The sequence below is a fragment of the Mycolicibacter heraklionensis genome (assembly GCF_019645815.1).
Classification (GTDB): domain Bacteria; phylum Actinomycetota; class Actinomycetes; order Mycobacteriales; family Mycobacteriaceae; genus Mycobacterium; species Mycobacterium heraklionense.
On the sequence record NZ_CP080997.1, the window covers coordinates 4,941,804 to 4,963,829 of the forward strand.

19 protein-coding genes are annotated in these 22,026 nt (G+C 66.9%); 9 read left to right on the forward strand and 10 right to left on the reverse strand.

The features are described 5' to 3' along the window. Positions 1-2: 2 nt before the first annotated feature. Positions 3-1,460, reverse strand: coding sequence for an aldehyde dehydrogenase family protein (locus tag K3U94_RS22905; protein ID WP_220695139.1), 1,458 nt, complete (start codon positions 1,458-1,460; stop codon positions 3-5). Positions 1,461-1,615: 155 nt separating this feature from the next. Between K3U94_RS22905 and K3U94_RS22910 the strand changes: the two genes are divergently transcribed. Further along, positions 1,616-2,236, forward strand: a complete 621-nt coding sequence (locus K3U94_RS22910; protein ID WP_047319177.1) for a TetR/AcrR family transcriptional regulator — start codon at positions 1,616-1,618, stop codon at positions 2,234-2,236. On the opposite strand, the gene K3U94_RS22915 is transcribed toward K3U94_RS22910, so the two are convergent. Genes K3U94_RS22915 through K3U94_RS22925 form a run of 3 tightly spaced genes read right to left on the reverse strand, consistent with a single transcriptional unit; the run spans position 2,205 to position 5,449 of the window. Beyond that, positions 2,205-3,149 carry an oxidoreductase gene (locus K3U94_RS22915; protein WP_220695140.1) on the reverse strand — a complete coding sequence of 315 codons (945 nt, stop codon included), beginning with the start codon at positions 3,147-3,149 and terminating at the stop codon, positions 2,205-2,207. The two genes, K3U94_RS22910 and K3U94_RS22915, sit on opposite strands and share 32 nt — an antisense overlap. Further along, complete coding sequence (locus tag K3U94_RS22920) at positions 3,150-3,653, reverse strand: SRPBCC family protein (protein ID WP_220695141.1); 504 nt, start codon at positions 3,651-3,653, stop codon at positions 3,150-3,152. A gap of 29 nt (positions 3,654-3,682) precedes the next feature. After that, complete coding sequence (locus K3U94_RS22925) at positions 3,683-5,449, reverse strand: N-acyl-D-amino-acid deacylase family protein (RefSeq protein WP_220695142.1); 1,767 nt, start codon at positions 5,447-5,449, stop codon at positions 3,683-3,685. A gap of 125 nt (positions 5,450-5,574) precedes the next feature. Here K3U94_RS22925 and K3U94_RS22930 point away from each other — a divergent pair, with 125 nt between their 5' ends. Next, positions 5,575-6,132: a TetR/AcrR family transcriptional regulator gene (locus K3U94_RS22930; protein ID WP_230987310.1), complete on the forward strand. Its 558-nt coding sequence runs from the start codon at positions 5,575-5,577 to the stop codon at positions 6,130-6,132. On the opposite strand, the gene K3U94_RS22935 is transcribed toward K3U94_RS22930, so the two are convergent. From K3U94_RS22935 to K3U94_RS22945, 3 genes are read right to left on the reverse strand one after another with little or no spacing between them, the layout of a single operon-like run. Next, complete coding sequence (locus K3U94_RS22935) at positions 6,092-8,908, reverse strand: MMPL/RND family transporter (protein WP_434084940.1); 2,817 nt, start codon at positions 8,906-8,908, stop codon at positions 6,092-6,094. The genes K3U94_RS22930 and K3U94_RS22935 overlap by 41 nt on opposite strands. 35 nt (positions 8,909-8,943) lie before the next feature. After that, positions 8,944-9,387, reverse strand: a complete 444-nt coding sequence (locus tag K3U94_RS22940; RefSeq protein ID WP_047319183.1) for an MmpS family transport accessory protein — start codon at positions 9,385-9,387, stop codon at positions 8,944-8,946. Continuing rightward, complete coding sequence (locus K3U94_RS22945) at positions 9,384-9,845, reverse strand: hypothetical protein (RefSeq protein ID WP_220695145.1); 462 nt, start codon at positions 9,843-9,845, stop codon at positions 9,384-9,386. Before K3U94_RS22945 ends, K3U94_RS22940 begins: the two co-directional genes overlap by 4 nt. Before the next feature lie 139 nt (positions 9,846-9,984). On the opposite strand from K3U94_RS22945, the gene K3U94_RS22950 reads away from it, so the two are divergent. Further along, complete coding sequence (locus K3U94_RS22950; RefSeq protein ID WP_220695146.1) at positions 9,985-10,560, forward strand: TetR/AcrR family transcriptional regulator; 576 nt, start codon at positions 9,985-9,987, stop codon at positions 10,558-10,560. Positions 10,561-10,566: 6 nt separating this feature from the next. Here K3U94_RS22950 and K3U94_RS22955 read toward each other — a convergent pair whose 3' ends face one another. The 3 genes from K3U94_RS22955 to K3U94_RS22965 are packed head-to-tail and all read right to left on the reverse strand — an operon-like array spanning position 10,567 to position 14,478. Next, on the reverse strand, positions 10,567-11,175 hold the full coding sequence (locus tag K3U94_RS22955) for a TetR/AcrR family transcriptional regulator (protein ID WP_220695147.1): 609 nt from the start codon (positions 11,173-11,175) through the stop codon (positions 10,567-10,569). Positions 11,176-11,179: 4 nt separating this feature from the next. Further along, positions 11,180-14,044 (reverse strand): MMPL/RND family transporter, encoded by a 2,865-nt coding sequence (locus tag K3U94_RS22960; protein WP_220695148.1) that lies wholly within the window; start codon positions 14,042-14,044, stop codon positions 11,180-11,182. Continuing rightward, entirely contained in the window at positions 14,041-14,478 is a 438-nt protein-coding gene (locus K3U94_RS22965) for an MmpS family transport accessory protein (protein WP_109519560.1), read from the reverse strand. Before K3U94_RS22965 ends, K3U94_RS22960 begins: the two co-directional genes overlap by 4 nt. A 243-nt stretch (positions 14,479-14,721) precedes the next feature. On the opposite strand from K3U94_RS22965, the gene K3U94_RS22970 reads away from it, so the two are divergent. From K3U94_RS22970 to cydC, 6 genes are all read left to right on the forward strand, one after another. Beyond that, complete coding sequence (locus tag K3U94_RS22970; RefSeq protein ID WP_047319187.1) at positions 14,722-15,546, forward strand: class I SAM-dependent methyltransferase; 825 nt, start codon at positions 14,722-14,724, stop codon at positions 15,544-15,546. Continuing rightward, on the forward strand, positions 15,543-15,980 hold the full coding sequence (locus K3U94_RS22975) for an Rv1443c family protein (RefSeq protein ID WP_220695149.1): 438 nt from the start codon (positions 15,543-15,545) through the stop codon (positions 15,978-15,980). Before K3U94_RS22970 ends, K3U94_RS22975 begins: the two co-directional genes overlap by 4 nt. A gap of 102 nt (positions 15,981-16,082) precedes the next feature. Beyond that, entirely contained in the window at positions 16,083-17,552 is a 1,470-nt protein-coding gene (locus K3U94_RS22980) for a cytochrome ubiquinol oxidase subunit I (RefSeq protein ID WP_220695150.1), read from the forward strand. Positions 17,553-17,572: 20 nt separating this feature from the next. Then, complete coding sequence (cydB, locus tag K3U94_RS22985) at positions 17,573-18,616, forward strand: cytochrome d ubiquinol oxidase subunit II (protein WP_047319190.1); 1,044 nt, start codon at positions 17,573-17,575, stop codon at positions 18,614-18,616. Between the two features lie 56 nt (positions 18,617-18,672). Then, on the forward strand, positions 18,673-20,286 hold the full coding sequence (gene cydD / locus K3U94_RS22990; RefSeq protein WP_220695151.1) for a thiol reductant ABC exporter subunit CydD: 1,614 nt from the start codon (positions 18,673-18,675) through the stop codon (positions 20,284-20,286). Then, positions 20,273-21,979, forward strand: coding sequence for a thiol reductant ABC exporter subunit CydC (cydC, locus tag K3U94_RS22995; RefSeq protein WP_220695152.1), 1,707 nt, complete (start codon positions 20,273-20,275; stop codon positions 21,977-21,979). The genes cydD and cydC overlap by 14 nt, the downstream gene beginning before the upstream one ends. Positions 21,980-22,026: the final 47 nt, after the last annotated feature.

The following is a 22,026-nucleotide window of genomic DNA, read 5'->3' on the forward strand; positions in this document are numbered from 1 at the left end:
CTCTACAGCGCCGCCCAGATCGACTTGGTCTTCAGATAGCCGTCGATGCCCTCGTAGCCGAATTCGTGGCCCATGCCGGACTGCTTGTACCCGCCGAAGGGCACGTTGTGATCGAAGACCAGCTGGCAGTTCAACGTCACGGTGCCGGCCTGCAGGCGCTTGCCCAGGTTGTGGGCGCGAGCCAGGTTGGTGGTCCACGCCGTGGCTGCCAGTCCGTAGCTGGTGTCATTGGCCATCGCCACGGCTTCGTCGTCGTCGTCGAACGGCAAGATGGTGACCACCGGCCCGAAGATCTCTTCCCGGTACAGCCGGCTGGTGGCCGGGTCGACATTGGTCAGCACGGTCGGCTTCACGAAGTAGCCCTTGCGGTCCACCCGGTATCCGCCGGACACCACCTCGACGCCGTCCTTGCGCCCCTGGTCGATGTAGCCCATGACGCGCTCGAGTTGCTTGGCGCTGACCAGCGGGCTGATCATGGCACCCTCGTCCTTGGGCCCGCCGAGTACCAAGTTTTCCCCGATCATCGCGATGCCCGCGACGACGCGCTCATAGACGCTGCGCTGCACGAAGATCCGGGATCCGCAGACACAGCCCTGACCGGAGTGCACGAAGATACCCATTGCGGCCATCATGATCGCCATGTCCAGGTCGGCGTCTTCGTAGATCAGCACCGGGGACTTGCCGCCCAACTCCAGCGTCACCTTCTTCAGGTTGTCCGCGGAGTTGCGCATGATCTCCTTGCCGACATCCGTCGATCCGGTGAACGCGACCTTCTCCACATCGGGGTGGCTGGTGATCGCCGCACCGGCCGTGGCGCCGTAGCCGATGACGAAGTTGGTGACACCGTCGGGAACCCCGGCTTGGGCGATCAGCCGTTCCAGCAGCACCGCCGACAGCGGCGTCTCCTCCGCCGGCTTCACCACACTGCTGCAGCCGGCCGCCAGCGCCGGGGCGACCTTGGCGCAGGCGTTGAACAGCGGGCCGTTCCAGGGATAGATCAGGCCCACCACGCCGTAGGGTTCCTTCACGGTGTAGGCGTGCATGTTGGCGTAGGTGCTGTTGACCCCGCCCTCCATCTGCACCTGGTAGCTGCTGCCGTTGAGCTTGGTGCACCAGCCCGCGTAGTACCGGTAGAACTCCGCGCAGGTGGACACGATCATCTCGGCCTGGGCCGGGGGCATGCCGGCGTCCAGGGACTCCAGCTCGGCGAACTCTGCCGCGTGCTCATCGATCAGATCGCCGAGCCGCCACAGCACCTTGGCGCGCTGGCGCGCCGGGAGGTCGGTCCACACGCCGGCTTGGTAGGCCGCCTTGGCGCGGGCGACGGCCTCGTCGACGGCCGCGGGGCCGGCGTCGCGGAACTCGGTGATCTGCTCTTCGGTGGCCGGGTCGATGACCGGGATGACTTCACCGGTGCCGGGCCGCTTCGCAAGGTCATCGATTACCGACTGCACTGTCATAGACGGGCCCTTCTGGTCGCGGCAGCAGAGATGCTGTGCACCTGCTTAGCATTCGGGACACGACGCGGTCAACAGCGGGTGTTGCGCCGGCGGGTGGCGCCCGGGGTTACCGTTCCGGCTATGAATCGGCGGCGCACTCCGGCACTGCGGTTCTGATGCGTACCCGCGGTTGGGGCGGGAATGTGCCCGCGAGCGACGAGGAGGCGGTGGCACGGATTCTGCGGGCCACCCGCCAGACCATCGACGAACGCGGCGAGCAGACCAGCATCGCCGACGTCGCACGCACCCTCGGCGTCACCCGGCAGACGGTCTACCGCTATTTCCCCAGCACCGAGGAGCTGCTGACGGCCACCGCGGCCGACGGCGCCGGCGCCTTTCTGGACCAGCTCGCCGAAGCGCTGGCCGGAATGACCGATCCCGGCGAAGCCGTCGCCGAGGGCATCGCGCTCACCCTGGAACGCCTCCCCCACGACCCTTATGTCGGTCTGCTGCTGCGCACCCAACAGGCCAGCGCCTTCGCCGTCACCGTCACCACCGACACCGGCCGAAGCTTCGGGCACTCCCTGCTGGAGCGCCTGGATGTCGACTGGACCGGCTTCGACGATCAGGGCATCGACGACATCATCGAGATGGTGCTGCGCACATTGCAGTCGTTCATCCTGGCACCGCTGCCGGCATCGGGCGAAGAACTGCGGCGTCTGCTGCGCCGGTGGATCGCCCCGGCGGTGAGCGCGGCGCGCAGCGCTACGCCGGATCGCGCGTCAGCGAGTAGGTGACCCCGGTGAGCTCTTCAGCGACGGTCCACAACCGCCGCTGCGCGTCGGGGTCACAGGCTCGGCCGGCGGCCCGAACCAACACCGGCGGGCCGATCTGCTCGAAACGCCCGCCCGGGCCGTAGAACTGACCGCCCGTGGCGGCCGGGTCGGTCGCTGCCCGCAACATCGGCAGCGCCCCCTCGGCCGGCCCCTGGGTGAACCACCCCGTCACATAGCGAGACCGGCTGTTGAACACCCAGCGGACCGCTCGGGACTGCTCACGCAGGATCGAGGTGCGGGTGCCCCCGGGGTGCGCCGCCAGCGCGATCGCCGGGCTGGCAGACGATTCCAGCCGCCGCTGCAGTTCGAAGGTGGCCATCAATTGGGCAAGCTTGGACTGGGTGTAGGCCACCGCGGGGGTGAACGACTTCACCAACTGCAAGTCGTCGAACGCGATCCGGCCACTGCGGTGGGTCTTGCTGCTCACCGCGATGATCCGTCCCGCCGCGGAGGCGAGCACCCGATCCAGCAGCAGTCCCGTCAACGCAAACGGCCCAAGGAAGTTCGTGCCGAAGTCACCCTCGAAGCCGTCCACCGTCAGCTGCCGAGTCTGATGCATGACACCGGCGTTGTTGACCAGGATGTCGATGACGGGATAGCGCGCCCGCAGCTCATCCGCGCAAGCCCGCACCGAGGCCAGGTCACTGACGTCCAGACGAACCACGTCGACGCGCGCGGCCGGAGCCGACTGCAGAATGTCTTGCCGGGCCGCCGTGGCCGCGTCGGTATTGCGGCAGGCCAGCACGACCGTGGCGCCGAGGATCGCCAGCCCCCGCGCGACTTCCAGGCCGACCCCGGTGTTGGCCCCGGTCACGACCGCTACCCGGCCGGCCTGCGGAGCACCCTGCTCCGGTGACCATCCGGACGCGCTCATCTACCCGCGGTCCGCCGTCGCGAACCGCTGGTCGGTATAGCGGCGCAGGTTGGCCAGGAAGCGGCGAAACCCCAGATTCATCAACGGCCCGCTGATCGGCGAGAACCACGCTGCGGGGCCGGTCAGCCGATTGGCCAGCGTCCAGGTGAGCCGGCAGCCCTGGGCGGTCGGCTCGATGATGTAGTCCTCGACGAACACCGCCAGCGCCGAGGTCGAGCTCGCGTTGAAGCGAAATGCCATGTGCCGTCCCGGTTCCCAGGCCAGGAACTCCTCGTCGCCGACGATTCCTCCGCGCATGTCCACGAGCCGGGTGGTGCCGACACCATGCGGCTCGGGGCTGGTCCAGGTCACGTTGGTGATGACACTGGCCCAGTGCGGCCAGGCTTCGGCGTCGGCCAGCACCTCCCAGATCTCGTCGGGCGTCACGGCCAGGTCGACGCTGTTGCTGAACCGCTGCGGGGCGCGCTCGAGGAAGTCGAGGCCGACCTGCTCACACGGGTGCATCCGAGACAACTGTTGATTCCCTTCCAGTCTTACTGGCGCGCTCCGCGCACCAGCCGCCCCGGCCGCGCACCGGTGTCGGCGCCGTTGCGCCGGGTGACGGTACCGCTGACGATCGTCGCAACATACCCGCTCGCCCCCTGCAGCAGACGGCGCCCGCCGGCCGGGAGGTCATAAGCCATCCGAGCCGGATGCAGGGTCAGCGACTCCATGTCGATCACGTTGATGTCGGCCTTCTTGCCGACCTCGATCACCCCGCGATCGTTGAGGCCGAACAGCTGCGCGGTGTCCCGGCACTGTTTGCGCACCACATACTCCAGGGGCAGCTTGTCGCCGCGATGCCGGTCGCGCGCCCAGTGTGTGAGCAGGTAGGTGGGATAGGAAGCGTCGCAGATCATTCCGCAGTGCGCGCCACCATCCGAAAGCCCGAGCACACCGGCGGGGTGGGTGAGCATCTCCCTGATCGCGTCGTGGTTGCCGTCGGCGTAGTTGAAGAACGGCAGCATCAGCATCGCGCCGGCGTCGGCCGCCAGCATCAGGTCATACAGGGTTGCCAACGGATCCTCGCCGCGCGCCGCGGCGATCGCCGCGACCGAGCGGTCCGGCGTGGGCTCGTAGTCCGGCGGGTCGCCCAGGTCGTAGATGCGGTGCAGCGAGTGCTGCACCAGCGCGAACATGGCGTCGAACTGCACCGCGGCGTCGACGGGCAGATCCTCTTCGGACAGGATCGCCGCCTTGACAGCCGGATCGGCGAGCCGCTGCGCCAGTTCGTCGCGGCGGCATTCTTGCTTCAACCGCCGATAGGTGGGCCGGTGGGTAAAGGCGTGATGCCCGGGAAAGCCCAGCAGCATGCCGAAGGGACGCGCGGCGATCTGCGGATACAGCGCACTGCCGGCCTGATGTGCGGCCGCGGAGATGTCGAGCTGCTCGCGCCACAGGTTCGGGTCGGCGTCGACCTGAATCAGTGCGAACGACACCGGCCGGTCGATCTCGGCGCCGAGGCGCTGCATCCATTCGAGTTCTTTCTTCGGCGCGATGATGTCCTCACCGGCCGCCCCCTGCGGGGCCAGCTCGAAGACCGCCTGGCCACCGGCAGCCATCGCCCGGCCCAGTCCGAACAGTTCGTCTTCGGCGGCGAAGGTGCCCGGCACCGGCTCGCCGTCCATCGCCCGGTGCGCCAACGTGCGAGACGTCGAAAAGCCCAGTGCCCCAGCCTCGATCGCCTCCTGGACCAGTCGGCTCATGGCCGCGATGTCATCGGGGGTGGCCGGCTCGTTGCGGGCACCACGGTCGCCCATCGCATAGGCGCGAATCGCTCCGTGCGCCACTTGGCTTCCGACGTCGACGGCGAGGCTCTGGCGGTCGAGTACGTCGAGGTACTCGGGGTAGCTCTCCCATCCCCAAGTGATGCCTTCGGTCAGCGCGGTGCCCGGAATGTCCTCGACACCCTCCATCAGCTTGATCAGCCACTCCTCGCGGCCCGGCCGGACCGGGGCGAAACCGACGCCGCAATTGCCGGTGACAACCGTCGTCACACCGTGGCCGCTGGACGGTTCCAGCAGGTTGTCCCAGCTGACCTGTCCGTCGTAGTGGGTGTGGATGTCGACGAAGCCTGGTGCGACGACTTTGCCGGTGGCGTCGATCGTTTCGGCCGCGTCACCGGTCAGACCCGGATCATCGGTTCCGGTGCGGCGGTGGACCGCCACGATCCGCCCGTCCCGGACACCGACGTCGGCGAGGTAGCGGTCCGCCCCCGTCCCGTCGACGACGGTGCCACCGGTGATCGTGAGGTCATACACAGCCAACTCCCCTGTTCGTGGCGCCCGACACGGCTGAAGTGATGTTGATCAATTTGTACACATATCGATAATGTGTGCAAGTGCCTGGTGAAAAAGGACCGAAAACGCTCCCGCCGCCACTGCTCATGGCTGCCACCGAGACCCTGCGCCAGCTCGGTCCCCGACGCTTCAGCCTCACCGCGGTCGCCGAAACGGCGGACGTGTCACGCGGCACCGTGCACAACGCCTTCGGCACCCGCGATGAGGCCATCGCCGCGGCGCTCGACCATCTGTCCGCGGCGTTCATCGAGACGATGGCCGCCGAGGTCAACGAGTTGGGCACCCTGGCCGAGCAGGTCGCGGCCGCGGCTGTCCTGATTTCCGCGCATCGTCGCAGATCGGCCGCTGAGCCGCGCACGATCAATCAGAGCGTGCTGGTCCTGTTGCTGGAACACGGCGGCGACGACTTGATGCAGCGCTCCGTGGCGCTGTGGATGCCCCTGGTGCGCGCCGCGCAACGCCGAGGTGAAGTGGACGGCACCCTCGACGCGGGCCGCGCCGGTGAATGGATCGTGCGGATGCTGTTCAGCTTCGAGCTGCTTCCGCCGATGCGGGTGAATCTGGACAATCCCCGCGCCGTGCGCCGCTTCGTCAGCGACCACATCATTGCCGGTCTGGGCCCGCGATCTGCGCCGCGGGTCTAGCGGCCCGCTGCCGCAGTGGCCGCTGCCGCACGATCGTCGGCCACCAGAACCACGGCCCGTAGATCCGCACCAGCGACGGCACGATGAACGACCGCACGATCAGGGTGTCGAGCAACAGTCCGATGCAGACGGTGGAGCCGACTTGGCCGATGGTGCGCAGATCGCTGGCGAGCATGGCCAGCATGGTGAAGGCGAACACCAGCCCCGCCGACGTGACCACCCCGCCGGTACTGCCCAGCGCCCGGATCAGGGCGGTGTTCAGCCCGGCCGGAAGTTCCTCTTTGAGCCGGGCGATCAACAGCAGGTTGTAGTCCGATCCGACGGCCACCAGGATGATGAAGGTCAGCGGCAGGATCAGCCAGTGCAGATGCAGACCGATCAGGTGCTGCCAGATCAACACCGACAGCCCGAACGCCCCGGCGTAGGAGAACGCCACGGTTCCGGGAATCACCAACGCCGCCACCAGGCTTCGGGTGATGACCAGCATGATCAGGAAGATCAACACGAAGGCTGCGATCGCGGCGATCAGCAGGTCCGATCGTGAGTATTGCTGAATGTCTTTGTTGTTCGAGCCGGAGCCGCCGATGTAGATCTTCGCGCCGGCCAACGAGGTCTCCTTGAGCGCGATCTTGATGGCGTCGGGGAACTTCTCGACATGCTCGATGCCCTCGGGACCCATGGCGTTGCCCTCATGGGTGACGATGAATCGGGCGGCCTTGCCGTCCGGAGACATCATCAGCTGCATGCCGGTCTTGATGTCCTCGTTGTCGAAAGCAGGCCGGGGTATGTAGAAGAAGTCGTCGCTGCGGGAGGCGTCGAAGTCATTGCCGACATTGATCATGTCGTCGAAGGTCTGGTCGGTGTTCTCGGCCTGAATGCTGGTGGGGCCGTAGGTGTTCACGATCAGAGACCGTAGGGCGATCTGGTCGTCGACCATGATGTTCAGCTGTGCGACCATCTGCGGCAACAGGGAGTCGACGACCTCCAGCGACGACACCGCGTCCTTGATGTTCTCCGCCAGCTTGTCGACGCTGTCCATCATGTCCCACAGCGACCGGAACGCCCAGCAGACCGGGATGTCGTAACAGTGCGGCTCCCAATAGAAGTAGCTGCGGATCGGTCTCATGAAATCGTCCAGATTGGACAGCTCCTCATCCATCTGTTCGGTCAGCGCCTGCATCTCCTCCATGGTCAGCACCGTGGAATGCATTTCATCGGAGAGCTTCTGGGTCAACGCGATCGTGGTCTGCAAAACCTCGACGGTGTGCCCCATGATCTGTGCTTGCTTCTCGGTGTTGGCGTTCTGTTCCCGGGTGAACGGCAGTTGCTGGCCGTTGGCGCTGCCCTGCACGGTGAACAGGTACGGCAGCGAGGCGTGCTCGAGTGCGCGTCCCATCGGTCTGGTGATGCTCTGCACCATCGCGACCCCGGGCAGGCGGATCAGCGCCTTGGCCACCCGGTCCAGCGAGATGAAGTCGGCTGAATTGCGCATGTCGTGATCGGACTCGACCATCAGCATCTCGGAGAACAGCTTGCTCTTGGCGAAGTGCCGGTCGGCGGCGGCGAATCCCAGATTCGCGGCGGAGTTGCGCGGCTGGTACGTGCGGTCGTCGAAGCTGACCTGGTAGGTCGGCACGAACACCGCCCCGGCCGTCACCAGCGCGGCGCTGGCGGTCAGGATCGGCTTGGGCCAGCGCACCACGCTGGTGGCGATCCGGCGGTAGAGCCGCGCCTTGACGGTTCGTTTCGGATCGAACAGCCCGAACAGGCTGCCCACGCTCAAGATGGCCGGGCCGAGCGTCAAGGCGCCCACGACGGTCAACACCATACTGATCGCGACCGCCGGCCCCATGGTGTTGAAGTAGTTCAGCCGCGCGAAACTCAGGCAGAACGCCGCACCGGCGATGGTCAGGCCCGAGCCGACGATCACGTGTGAAACACCGCGATAGGCGGTGTAATACGCGTCTTCGCGGCTTTCGCCGTTCAGCCGTGCCTCGTGATAGCGGCCCATCAAGAAGATGCCGTAGTCCGTCCCGGCACCCAGCGTCAGCGAGACGACCATGTTGACCGCGAACGACGACAGCTGGATGTAGCCGAAGTGCCCGAGTGTCGCGATGACCCCCTTGGCGGCCAGCATCAGGATCAACACCCCGAACAGCGGCACCAGCATGGTGATGAAGGAGCGGTAGACCAGCAGCAGCATGAAGATGATCAGGAAGATGGTGGCGATCGTGATGTTGTTCAGGCTCGAGTTCGCGGTCGCCACCGTGTCGGCGGCCAGGGGCGCCGCGCCACTGACATAGACCGTGAGCCCGTCCGGCGGGTCGGAAGTCGCCACGGTGTGCCGCACGGCGGCAACGGAGTCGTTGGCCTGCATCTGGCCGATGTCACCGGCCAGGCGCAGCAGCACGTAGGCGGCCTTGCCGTCGAGACTCTGGGCGCCGGCCGCGGTGATCGGTTTGCCCCAGGTGTCCATGACGTACTGGACGTGTTCGGTGTCGGCGCGCAGCGTGCGCACCAGTTCGTCGTAATAGCGGTGGTCCTGATCGGCCAGGGGGCGGTCCGCCTCCAACACCAGCATGGTCATGCTGGTCGAGGTGGACTCCTCGAACTTCTCACCGATGGCCAGCATCGCGGCCTGCGAGGGCGCGTACGTCGGCACCATCGGGCCGGCGAGTTCCTCGGCGACCTTCTCCACCTGGGGCACAAAGGTGTTCGTCGTCATGGCCAGCAGGCCCCAGCAGACGATGATCGGTATCGCCAGCAGGCGGACCATGCGCGCGACCAGGGGCCGCTTCTCGGGACGCTCGCTCATGCGGACTTCACCCGGCAGGTGACGTCGGCGTTGGCATGGGTGTTGGTGTGCTCGTCGCGGATCACGTCGTCGACCAGGATCCGGCAGCCGACGAAGTCACCGCGCACCTGCACCGAGATGCTGCCGGACACCACGGTCAGCATCGTCGTCTCGTCATGCGTCCATGGCAGGGCGTCCAACTCGACGGTGTGGGGATGGGAGTTGATGTCGAGGTAGGAAAGCAAGGCGCCGTCGCCGACCGAGCCGAACACCTCATAGGTGAGCTTCTTCGGGTTGAACTGCTCGGGCGCCTGCGGCGGGTTGACAGTCAGAACCGGTCCCGGAGCGGACATCTGGTGGACCTTCCACATCGACAGCGCACCCAGGCTGAGCGCGATCACGGCGACCAGGGGCATCCAGACTCGCGCCAGCACAGATCTGCGCCGCGGCTGCGGGCTCACTCGACTTCCCCTGCCGAAGCCGCCGGAAGCCGCTTCTTGAGCTTTCTGACCCGCACGATCTGAGCTGTCATGTTCAACGATCCGAGCATCGGGATCACCCCGATGAACGTCCGTTCCGACGGGGTGGCGCCGTGCAGCTGTTCCAGGCTGCCGAGCACGTAGAGACAGCCCAGCGAGAACGTCGCGGCGGGAATGCAGAATGCCAGCGGTGAACGCAGATCGGTGATGGCGCGCGTCGCGAACTCCAGCTCATCGGGCGAGAGGGGTTGACGCTCGCGGAGTTTGGTCAGCACCGCCCTTCTGGCGCCGATTCCTTCGCTGATCGGCAGTGGCGGCCGGCTTTGCAGACGCCGGATGTACCAGAACAAGCCGGCGCCGAAGGCCAGCAGCGCTATGAAGACGATCGCCGCCAAGTCGCCGAACAGACGCCAGTTCGTGCCGAACATATTCCAGTTCATCGCTGACGCCCGCCCCCAATCCCTCGCTCGCGTTAGCCGCAGCCAGATGGACCTGGACGGCTGATTAGGGATGCTAAACGTCTGTTAATGAGACGTCAACATCCCACAAACGGACGTTGCTGTGGTTATGATGGGAATCATGAATGCGGAGTGCCCGGAACTCACCGGTGCGCAGTCGCGTACGCGGGCGGCCATCCTGGACGCGACGGCATCGGTGCTCGCCCGTGATCGCACCGCCACACTGCCCGAGATTGCGGCGGCCGCCCAAGTCGCCCGTTCCACCCTGCATCGCTATTTCGCCGACCGGGAACGGCTGATCTACGAAGCCACTCTGGATTCGATCCGCGTCATCAGCGACATCCTCGCCGCCGCGGCGACTGCTGAGGGTCCGGCGATCGACGCGATGCGACGCGTGATCACCACGCTCGCTCCAGAGGGTGACCGGATCGTGTTCCTGTTCGCCGACCCCGCCGTACTACGCGACATCCCCGCCGAGCACCTGCCGAACTCCGCTCCCATCCTCGACCTCATCGTCCGCGGCCAGCAGGAGGGCGTCTTCGACCCGGAGCTGAGCCCGGAATGGATCCGTATCGCCCTGTTCGGACTCCTGGTCAAAGCCTGCAGCGAGGCTGCACACGGCACCGTGCCGCGCCACAGCATCGTGCCGGCACTCACCCGAATCTTCGAGCGCGGGGTGACATCGGGCCCCCAGTAAGGCACCTCAGTCTGGCGACGGCGCGCGCAGTGCCGGCAAGACCAGCGTGTCGAGGACTTGACGGACGAAGGCGGCGTCCAGGGTCTGACCGCGGACCACCTGCAGCAGCCCCATCGCCAGGACGACGTCGGCCACCATCGACCAGTCCCTGTCGGCGTCGATTTCCCCGCGTGCCGCGGCTTGCGCCAAGATCTTGGCCACCAAGCCTTTGCCCTTGACGAGCACCAGGTCGTCGACGGCGGCGGCCAGGTCGGGCTCGTGGACGGCTTCCAAGGCCACGCGCAGCACCAGGTCGTTGGGAACCGGGTCCTTGTCGTTGCGGCCGATCTGTTCGATGAGCGCATCGAGGTCACCCGCCAGACTGCCGGTGTCCGGGGTGTCTTTGGTGAGCAGATCGGGCCGCCAGTAGATGAGCGCGTCGGTCACCAGCGCCGCCTTGGAGGCCCAGCGCCGGTAGATGGCGGCCTTCCCGACACCGGCGCGTGCGGCGATGTCATTCATATTGGCGGCGTCATAACCCTTTTCGGAAACAACCGCCAGGGCGGCGTCCAGGATCGCCGGATCGCGGGATCGGTCGAGCCGTCCGTCGGTGCGTTGCCGAAGTCGTGACTCCATAGCGTCACACCGTCGTCGGCTGCGGGATCGGCGCGGTGTCGGCGGCCGGCTCAGGCGCCGGCCGGTCCCTCATGGCGAAGGTGTTCAGCGGCCACCAGAACCACCGGCCCAGCGCCGCGGCGATCGACGGGGTCATGAAAGCCCGCACGATGAACGTGTCGACCAGCAGTCCCAACGCGATCGCGGTGCCCAACTGCCCGATCACCCGCAGGTCACTGACCATCATCGACGCCATGGTCGCCGCGAACACCAGGCCCGCCGCCGTGACCACCCGGCCGGAAGCGCCCATGCCGCGGATGATCCCGGTGTTGAGGCCGGCTCCGATCTCTTCTTTGAGTCGCGAGACCAACAGCAGGTTGTAGTCCGACCCGACGGCCAGCAGGATGATGACCGTCAGCGGCAGCACGATCCACTGCAGGCCCAGCCCGAGGATGTCCTGCCACAGCAGCACTGACAGACCACACGCCGTACCCAGCGACGCCAGCACCGTGCCGACGATCACCAGCGACGCCACCAGGCTGCGGGTGATCAGCAGCATGATCGCGAAGATCAGGATCAGCGTGGACAGGCCGGCGATCATCAGGTCGATCTTCACGCCGTCCTGCATGTCGCTGTACATCGACGCGGTGCCGGCCAGCGACACCTTGGACCCTTCCAGCGGAGTTCCCTTGATCGCATCCGCGACGGCTTCCCTGATGCCCTGGACGTGCTTGATCCCTTCGACCGAGGCCGGGTCGCCCTGGTGGGTGATGATGAATCGCACCGCGTGGCCGTCGGGTGAGACGAACATCTTCAGGCCCCGGATGAAGTCGGGGTTGTCGAAGACTTCCGGCGGAAGATAAAAGGAGTCATCGTTTTTGGCTTCGTCGAAGAACTTGCCCATCAGGGTCGAGCCTTCGGCGTTCTCCTGCAGGTGGCGCTGGATGCCCGACATCGAACTGTGCGTCGCCAGCATGAAGCCGCGCATCTTCTTCATCGAATCGATGGCCTTGGGCAGGTCCTCCAGCATCTGCGGCATCAAGACATCGAGCCGGTCGACATCCTTGACGGTGACGCCCATGTCATCGGTCATGGTGTCGACGTCGTCGAGCATGTCGAAGATCGACCGCATGGACGCGCAGATGGGGATGTCGAAACAGTGCGGCTCCCAATAGAAATAGCTGCGCAGGGGACGGAAGAAGTCGTCGAAGTCCGCGACGTGTTGACGCACCGTCTCGATGTCGTCGAGCAGCATGTGCATGTGGCCGGTCATGTCGTGCGTGGTGTCGACCACTTGCTGCATGACCCCGTACATGTGCTCCATGGTGGCGACGGTCCGCCCCATCTCGTCGGCCTGCTCGAGCATCGACGCCATGCTGTCGTTCATGAACTTGGCGGTCTGTAACTGGCCGGAGGCCTGCATGGCGATCTGAAACGGGATGGAGCTGTGCTCGATCGGCGCCCCGAGCGGACGAGTGATGGTCTGCACCCGCCCGATACCGCGCTCGTGAAAGACGCTCTTGGCGATCCTGTCGATGACGAGCATGTCCGCGGGATTGCGCAGATCATGACCGGCGTCGACCATGAGCAGCTCCGGGTTCATCCGCGCTTGGGAGAAGTGCCGCTCCGCCGCTGTTTGCGCGACGTTCGCGGGAATGTCTTCCGGAGTGAACTTCCGGTCGTTGTAGTTCGGCACATAGGTCGCCAGGCTGATGAATCCGATGACCGCGACGAAAGTCGTGATGACGATGATGGGTTTCGGCCACCTCGTCACGGCGGTGCCTATGATGCGCCAACCACGTTCCGAGACTTCCCGTTTGGGGTCGAAGATCCCGAACTTGGACGCGACCACCAGCACCGCGGGGGCCAGGGTCAGTCCGGCCAGCATGGTGGCCACCAAGGCGATGGCGCACGGCACGCCCATGGTCTGGAAATACGGCAGCTTGGTCGCGGTCAGGCAGAGACAGGCGCCCACGATCGTCAGGCCCGAACCCACGATCACGTGCACCACACCGTTGTAGGCGGTGTGGAATGCGTCTTCTCGATCTTGGCCGCGGGAGCGCGCTTCGTGATAGCGGCCCAGCAGGAAGATGAAGTAATCGGTGCCTGCGGCGATGGTCAGCATCGTGACCATGCTGACCGCGTACGGGGTCAGCCCGATGATGTCCAGGTTGCCGGCCGTGGCCACAATGCCTTCGGCCGCATACAGTTCGAAGCGGACCAAGATCAGCGCGACGATCGCCGACCGCAACGAGCGGTAGATGACGAGCAGCATCACGAAGATGACGCCGATGGTGACCGCCGTCATGAGTTCCATGCTGTTGTGGGCGGCGATCAGGGTGTCGGTGTTGAGCACCGTGTTACCGGCGACGTGGGCCTGCACGCCCGGTGGCGCGGGCACTCCGTCGACGATCTTGCGCACCGCCGCCACCGATGCGTGACTGGGCGTGGTGCCCTGGGCGCCGTCGAGGAACACCTGTACGTAAGCGGCCTTGCCGTCCGGGCTCTGGGAGCCGGCGGCGGTGAGCGGGTCGCTCCAGAAGTCCTGCACGTTCTGCACATGCTTGTCGGCTTTGAGCTTGGCGACGATCTCGTTGTAGTACTCGTGCGCGCTGTCGCCCAGCTTGTCGTCGCCCTCCAGCACGACCATGGCGGTGGAGTCGGTGTCGAACTCCTCGAACTTGTGACCGATGGTCATCATGTCCTTGAACGCGGGTGCGTCCAGCGGCGCCATCGGCACCGAGTGCTTGCCCGCCACCACGCCGAGCTCCGGGGTGAACACGGTGGTGCCGATCGCGATGAGCAACCAGAACAAGATGATGGGCACCGCCAGGACCCAGAGCAGCCGGGCGATGCGGGACCGCGGCGGGTGCGGCAGTTGGTCGCTCATACGGATTTCACCAAGCAGTAGATGAACGGCTTGTACTCGTCGATGCTGCGGTCATCCCGGACGTTGTCGTCGACGATGATCCGGCACCGCAGATGCTGCAGGCCGACGTCACCTTGAGCGACGATGTTGGCCGACATCGACGGCAGGGTGGTGACGATGGTGTGCGACCACGGCAGGGGGGCGTCTTCGACGAGGTGCGGCTGCCCGTTCTCGTCGAGGAAGTTGACGTTGACGGTGCCACCCGAGGGGGCCGTCAGTTCATAGGTGATGTGTTTGGGGTTGAAGGGTTTCGTGTCGTCGGCGTTCGCGTCGGAGGTCGCCATCCGCGCGCCGGCACCGAAGCTGTTCCGCACCCGGACAACCACATAGGCGCCCAGCGCAATCACGACGACAAGAAGCAGAGGTATCCACAGCTTCTTGAGCAGAGCGAACACGCACCATCTCCTTGCCTTGCCCACCACCGGGGATAGGGCCACCGCGCCGAGCGAAAACGTCCGGCGGAACCCGAGTTCCGTGTGGGCCGCAACGGACTGTACCGCATCGCCTACGGAGCGCGGAAGGTTCTGCGGCAGGCGGATCCGGATCCGAGCGGGGACCGGCCTCGGACAAACCCCCACGCCGGGACCGATGTGGCTAGGCTGGCCAGAAATTGCGGGGACAGGTTGTTGAGGTGAGTCATGGGCAAAGTCCAACCCGACCTCGGCGAGGTCCAGGAAACTCTGTTGATTCCGCTGTACGGACGCGCACGCGACAACGCGAAGAGGCATCCGATCCTGCATGACGCGCGGGCCGCTGAGCTGGTCGACGACCTGGATTACGACTTCGCGCGTTTTCGTGGCGGCTCGCTGCCGGGCTCGGTTCTGCGCACCGCGATTTTCGATGTCTGGGTCCGCCAATTCCTGCGCGACCACCCCAGCGGCACGGTCGTCGAGATCGGCACAGGGCTCAACACGCGCTTCGAACGAGTCGACAACGGCCGGTTGCGCTGGTTCGACCTGGACCTACCCGACACCATCGAACTGCGTCGTCGCTACTTCGCCGACACCGAACGCCGCACCATGCTGGCGGGCTCGGTCCTGGAGACCGATTGGTTCGACGCCGTCGCCGCCGCACCGGCCCCGTATTTGTTCGTCGCCGAGGCCGTACTGCTGTACTTCCCCGAAGACCAGGCGCGCGGCGCCATTCGCAATCTCGCCGCGCGGTTCCCGGGATCGCACCTCGTCGTCGATACCGGCGGCCGCAAGATGATCGAGAACCAGCACCGCAACGGTGCGATGAAGGCACTGACGGCCCGGATGAAGTGGGTCTGCGACGACCCGCGTGAACTCGACACCTGGGGTATGGAGCTGCTGGACAGCCGCACCCTGGCAACGCCGCAGCCCGAGCTGGCCACTTCGCTGCCCGCGCGCTACCGCTACGGCCTGCCGGCGCTGGCGCGGATTGCGCCCGGAATCGTGAACGCCTACCGGTTCAACCTGTTCCGCCTGGGGAACCCGTCGTGAGCACCGTCGTCGTCAGCACCGAGCTACCGATTTCCGCGCAACGCGCCGCGGCACTGGCGCGCAAGCCTGCGTTGATGCAATTCGTGCTCGCCCCGGCCCTCAAGCTGCCCGGACTGGAGGCACCTGATCGCATCGAGGTGGGCACCCGCGCGTCGGCGCGACTGTGGTGGTTCGGTGTCCTCCCGGCCTGGACTCATCACCTCGAAATCAAAGAGCTCGACGACCTGACGATCTACACCCACGAACACGGCGGGCCCGTGCACACCTGGAACCATCGCCTCACGTTCACTCCCCTCGATGAGGATCGCTGCCGCTACACCGATGAGATCGAGACCGATGACGGCATCAAAGGCTTAGGCACACGTCTGTTCATCCGGCTGATGTTCGCCCATCGGCACCGCCGCTGGCGCACGCTGGCCGCCATCGTCGCCTGACCGGCGAGCCGGCAAACCTGTCTCGGAAAACACCTAGTCCCACCCCGACGCAACTACTACACTCAGTCGTAGCATCGGCTCCGCAGCTCCGGGAGATTGCCCATGGATGTAGTCGACTTATCGCGGTGGCAGTTTGGCATCACCACCGTCTATCACTTCATTTTTGTGCCGCTGACCATAGGTTTGGCCCCGTTGGTCGCGATCATGCAGACGGTATGGGTGCTCACCGACAACGTCGCCTGGTACCGGCTCACCAAGTTCTTCGGCAAGCTGTTCCTGATCAACTTCGCCCTGGGGGTGGCCACCGGGATCGTGCAGGAATTCCAGTTCGGGATGAACTGGAGCGAGTACTCCCGGTTCGTCGGCGACGTGTTCGGCGCACCGCTGGCCATGGAGGGGCTGGCCGCCTTCTTCTTGGAATCCACCTTCCTGGGGCTGTGGATCTTCGGCTGGGGCCGACTGCCGCGAATGGTGCACCTGGCGTGCATCTGGGTTGTCGCCATCGCCACCAACCTCTCGGCGTTCTTCATCATCGCCGCCAACTCGTTCATGCAGCACCCGGTCGGCGCCCACTTCAATCCGCAGACCAAACGCGCCGAATTGGACAGCATCATGGCGCTGTTCACCAACAACACCGCCCAAGCCGCCCTATCGCACGCGGTCGCCGGCGCGTTCTTGACGGCCGGGACATTCGTCGCCGCGGTAAGCGCCTGGTGGATGGTCCGGTCCCGGGCCGGCGGCTCCGCGCAGGCCGCCGACGGTGACGCGACCACCATGTACCGGCCGGCGACCATCCTCGGGTGTTGGGTCGCACTGGTCGCCGCCGTCGGGTTGTTCTTCACCGGCGACGTACAGGGCAAGCTGATGTTCGTCCAACAGCCGATGAAGATGGCGTCGGCGGAGTCGTTGTGCGACACCGCCACCGACCCGAACTTCTCGGTCCTGACCGTCGGACGGCAGAACAACTGCGACCACCTGACCCGGGTGATCGAGGTGCCGTATGTGCTGCCGTTCCTGGCCGAGGGCCGATTCAACGGCGTTCGGCTCGACGGCGTCCGTGACATTCAGCAGCACTACGAGCAGAAGTTCGGCGCCGGCGACTACCGGCCGAACCTGTTCGTCACGTACTGGTCGTTCCGCGCGATGATCGGCCTGCTGCTGATTCCGGTGCTGTTCGCGATGGTCGCGTTGTGGCTGACGCGGCGCGGACAGATCCCGCAGCAACGCTGGTTCTCCTGGTTCGCGCTCGTGAGCATCCCCATGCCATTCCTGGCCAACAGCGCCGGCTGGATCTTCACCGAGATGGGCCGTCAGCCTTGGGTTGTCGTCCCCAACCCGACCGGCGACCCGAATGTGCGGCTGACCGTCGCCGAAGGTGTGTCGGGAAACAGCGCGGGTCTGGTGGTCACCTCGCTGGTGATGTTCACCCTGGTCTATGCGGTGCTGGCGGTGATCTGGTTCTGGTTGATCAGACGCTACGTGGCCGAGGGCCCACAGGAGCACGACGCCGAACCCGCGCCGCCGGCTCCGCCCGGCGAAAACGACGTGGCGCCACTGTCATTCGCCTACTGACTGAGAAGGAGGTCATCGCGGTGGGTCTGCAACAGGTGTGGTTTGTACTGGTCGCGGTGCTGTTCCTCGGATTCTTCGTCTTGGAGGGCTTCGACTTCGGAGTCGGGATGCTGATGGCGCCGTTCGGCCGCGCCAGCACCGGTGGTTCAGCGGAAGCCCACCGGCGTGCGGCGCTGAACACCATCGGCCCGGTTTGGGACGGCAACGAGGTCTGGCTGCTCACTGCCGGCGGCGCGATGTTCGCCGCATTCCCCGGCTGGTACGCCACCGTGTTCTCGACGCTGTACCTGCCGCTGCTGGCGATCCTGTTCGGCATGATCGTGCGCGCCGTCGCGATCGAGTGGCGCGGCAAAGTCGACGACCCGAAATGGCGGGCGTGGGCGGACCTCGCGATCGCCGCCGGTTCCTGGCTGCCCGCGATTCTGTGGGGGGTGGCGTTCGCGATCCTGGTCCGGGGCCTTCCGGTGGACGCCGACCACCGTGTCCATCTGGCGTTCGGCGACGTGATCAACGCCTACACCCTGCTGGGTGGGCTGGCCACCGGCGGGCTTTTCCTCTTCTACGGTGCGGTCTTCACGGCGTTGAAGACCGCCGGGGCGATCCGTGACGATGCGCACCGCTTCGCGAACCGGCTGGCGCTACCGGTGACCGCGCTGGTCGCCGCCTTCGGGGTATGGACCCAGCTGGCATACGGCACCACCTGGACCTGGCTGGTGCTGGGCGTCGCGGTGGTCGCCCAACTGGCAGCGGTGGCGCTGGTGTGGCGCCGGGTCTCCGACGGCTGGGCCTTCACCTGCACCGCGGTGGTGGTCGCGGCGGTGGTCATCCTGTTGTTCGGCGCCCTGTACCCGGCGCTGGTGCCCTCCACCCTGGATCCGCAGTGGAGCCTGACGATCTACAACGCGTCGTCCACCCCGTACACCTTGAAAATCATGACCTGGGCGGCGGCGATCTTCGCCCCGCTGGTGGTGGTGTACCAAGGCTGGACGTACTGGGTTTTCCGGCAACGGATCTCAGCGGAGCAGATCCCGCCGTCCATCGGGTTGGCGAGGCAACCGTCCTGAGCGCCCGGGCCTCTCGGGCGCCGCTCGACCCGCGGCTGTGGCAGGCATCGACGGCGGTGCGGCGCTTCCTGCTGGCCATGGTCGGCTGTGGAGTGGTGATCTCTGCCTGCGCAATCGGATCCGCGATCATGTTGGCCGACATCGTGTCTCACGTGATCACCGAACCGTCGACACGCAACGTCGCGCACTGGTCACCGCTGCTGGCAGCGCTCGCGCTGCTATGGACGGTGCGCACCGCTGCGCACTGGCTGCAGGCACGCCTGGGCCAGCGCGGAGCCAGCGCCGCGATCGCCGAGCTGAGCGGACGGGTGCTGACCGCGGTCACAGCGCGTTCCCCCCGCCAGCTGACCACCGAACGGGATGCCGCGGCGGCCGTGGTCACCCGGGGACTGGACGGCCTGCGCCCCTACTTCACCGCCTACCTGCCCGCGCTGTTACTCGCGGCGATTCTGACCCCGGTAACCGTGCTGGTGATCGCCTGCTACGACCGGCGCGCGGCGGTACTCGTCCTGATCACCCTGCCGCTGATCCCGGTCTTCATGGTGCTGATCGGCCTTGCCACCGCCGACCGCTCAGCGGCGGCCTTGGCGGCCATGACGACCTTGCAGGCGCGGCTGCTGGATCTGATTGCCGGCATCCCGACGCTGCGCGCCCTCGGGCGAGCTGACGGGCCGCAGCGCCGCATCGCCGAGCTGTCCGACGCGCACCGGCGGTCGACGATGGCCACGCTGCGGATCGCCTTCTTGTCGGCGCTGGTGCTCGAATTGCTGGCCACGCTGAGCGTGGCGGTGGTGGCCGTCAGCATCGGCCTGCGCCTGGTGTTCGGCGAGATGAGCCTGACCGCCGGCCTGACGGTGTTGCTGCTGGTGCCTGACGTGTATTGGCCGCTGCGCCGGATCGGGGTGGAGTTCCACGCAGCCCAGGACGGGCGCGCCGCCGCCGAGAAGGCCTTCGCGCTGATCGGTGCACCGGTTCGCCAGGTGCCGGGAAGCCGCACGGTAGTAGCACGTGGCGCGGAGATTCGCCTCGATCGGCTCAGCGTGGCCGGCCGGGACGGCGATGCGCCCGCCGGCCTGACCGCGGTGATCGCCCCCGGCCAGGTCACCGTGCTGACCGGAGCCAACGGTGCCGGCAAGAGCACCACGCTGGCGGCTATCGCCGGCCTCACCGAACCCAGCTCCGGACGCATCACGGTGGCCGACGTCGATGTCGCCGCACTCGACCTGCCGGCATGGTGGGCCCAGCTGTCCTGGCTGCCGCAGCGTCCGGCGCTCATCCCGGGCACGGTGGCGGACAACCTCGCGTTGTTCGGCGATCTCATCGATACCGAAGCCGCGTGCGCCGCGGCCGGATTCGACGAGGTGATCGCGGAGCTGCCGGACGGGCTGCACACCGCGTTGGGCCGCGGCGGTGTCGGCTTGTCGTTAGGGCAGCGGCAGCGGCTGGGGCTGGCGCGCGCGCTCGGGTCGACGGCGCCGGTGCTGCTGCTCGACGAGCCGACCGCCCACCTGGACGCCGCCACCGAACAGCGGGTCCTGGCCGCCCTGGTGCGACGCGCTCACGCCGGCGCGACGGTCGTGGTGGTGGGCCACCGCGCGCCGGTGCTGGCGATCGGCGACCGGGTCGTCACCGTGCGCAGCGAGGGAGCCGCAGCTCATGCGCCGGCCTGATCCGCTGTGGGACGCCGTCGGGTTACTGCAACCGCGCCTGCCCCGGTTGCTGTGGGCCGGCCTGCTCGGGACGTTGTCGCTGTGCAGCGCGCTCGCGTTGGCCGCGACGTCAGCATGGCTGATCACCCGGGCCTGGCAGATGCCACCGGTACTGGACTTGTCGATCGCCGTGGTGGCGGTACGGGCGTTCGCGATCTCACGCGGCGTATTGCACTACTGCGAGCGGCTGGTGAGCCACGACGCGGCGTTGCGGGCCGCAGGCAACGCCCGCAGCCAGCTCTACCGGCGCCTGGCCCGCGGGCCGGTAGAGACCGCGGTGCGGCTGCCCAGCGGTGAGTTGGTGGCGCGGGTGGGCTCCGATGTCGACGAGCTGGCAGACGTCCTGGTACGCGCCCTGCTCCCCATCGCAGTGGCGGCGGTGCTGGGTGTGGTGGCCACCGCGGTGATCGCGGCGATCTCACCGGCGGCCGCGGCGGTCCTGGCCGCCTGCCTGCTGATTGCCGGCGTCGTCGCACCGTCGCTGGCCGCGCGGGCCGCCGCAGCACAGGAGAACACGGCCCGCGACCACCTCGCCGAGCGTGACGTCTCGGCGATGGAAGCGCTCGACCACGCCCCCGAATTGCGGATCGCCGGCCTGCTCCCCGCCGTCATCGGTGCGTCCCAGAATCGGCAGCGAGCGTGGGGGGCAGCCCTGGATGAGGCCGCCAAACCGGCCGCGATCGCCGCTGCCCTGCCCACCGCCGCGGTCGGGGTCAGTGTGTTGGGCGCCGTGGTAGCCGGGATCGGGCTCGCCGATGCCGTGGCGCCCACCACCCTGGCCATTCTGATGTTGTTGCCGCTGTCCGCGTTTGAGGCGACCACCGCGCTGCCGGGCGCCGCCGTCGCGCTGACCCGTTCACGGATCGCGGCGCGGCGCCTGGTCGACCTGGCGCCGACGGATCCCGTGGCTGCGGCCGCGCCGACGGCGCCACGGGCAACTTCGGCCGCTACCGCGCCGCTGCACGCCGATCTGCGGTCCGGGTATCGCGGGGATCGGTCCGTCCGGGTGCGGCTTGATTTGGCGCCCGGCGACCGGCTGGCGATCACCGGCCCCAGTGGAGTCGGCAAGACCACGCTGCTGATGACCCTGGCCGGTCTGCTGCCACCGCTGGCCGGTCGTATTTCGTTAGGCGGGAGCGCACCGCAGGAGCTTTCCGAAACCGACCTGCCATCCGCGGTCGGTTTCTTTGCCGAAGACGCACACGTCTTCGCGACCACAGTCCGCGACAACCTGCTGGTGGCGCGCGGAGATTGCCGCGACGACGAACTGACCGCCGCCTTGAGCCGGGTGGGCCTCGAGGTGTGGCTGGCCGGTCTTCCCGACGGTTTGGCCACCGTGCTGGCCGGCGGCGCCGAAGCCCTGTCGGCGGGTCAGCGACGGCGCGTGTTGCTGGCCCGGGCGCTGCTCTCGCCGGCCCGGATCGTGCTGCTCGACGAACCGACCGAGCACCTCGACGCGGCCGACGCGGACGACCTCCTGCGGGACGTATTGGCCGCGCCCGGCCTGTTCGGAGCCGACCGGACGGTGGTGGTGGCCACCCACCACCTGCCTGACGGCTCCGCTACGCCCGGCTTCGCCGCGCTCGCGATCCCCGCTGAGCCGACGGCGGGGACCCGCAGCGCCCGGCTTCGCCGCGCTCGCGATCCCCGCTAGGGTGCTTTAGTCGGCTTCCGCAAACCAGCCGATAGAACGGTTGAGCC